Origin of the sequence: Micromonospora sp. M51, from assembly GCF_018070305.1 — a bacterium.
In the GTDB taxonomy this organism is placed as follows: Bacteria; Actinomycetota; Actinomycetes; order Mycobacteriales; family Micromonosporaceae; genus Micromonospora; species Micromonospora parva.
The window spans coordinates 1-585 of sequence record NZ_JAGPXZ010001415.1; the positions used below are offsets into that span (position 1 = coordinate 1).

Annotated in this window: 1 protein-coding gene; it reads left to right on the forward strand. The window is 67.4% G+C overall.

The window, feature by feature from the left end:
* On the forward strand, positions 1-585 hold a 585-nt coding region (locus KBX53_RS35180; protein ID WP_305798019.1), incomplete at both ends, for a molybdopterin dinucleotide binding domain-containing protein.

The window sequence follows — 585 nt, forward strand, 5'->3', positions numbered from 1 at the left end:
ATGCAGGGCGACGGCAAGGGCTGGCTGTACGCGCCCAGCGGCGTCCTGGACGGCCCGCTGCCGACGCACTACGAGCCGGTGGAGTCGCCGGTGCGTAACCCGCTCTACGGTCAGCAGGCGAACCCGACCCGCAAGATGTACGCGCATCCGGTGAACTCGGTGAACCCGAGCCCGCCGCAGGAGCACAGTCAGGTGTTCCCGTACGTGTTCACTGTCAGCCGGCTCACCGAGCACCACACCGCCGGTGCGATGAGCCGGACCGTGTCACCGTTGGCCGAGTTGCAACCGGAGATGTTCGTCGAGGTGTCCCCGGAACTGGCCGGCGAGGTCGGGTTGGCGCATCTGGGCTGGGCGCACCTGGTCAGTGGTCGCGCGGTGATCGAGGCGAAGGTGCTGGTGACCGACCGGCTGACTCCGCTGCGGGTGGACGGTCGGGTCATCCACCAGGTGTGGTTGCCGTACCACTTCGGTTTTGAGGGTTTGGTGACCGGCGACTCGGCCAACGACCTGTTCGGGATCAGCCTGGATCCGAATGTGCTGATTCAGGAGAGCAAGGTGGGCACCTGCGACGTGCGGCCGGGCCGG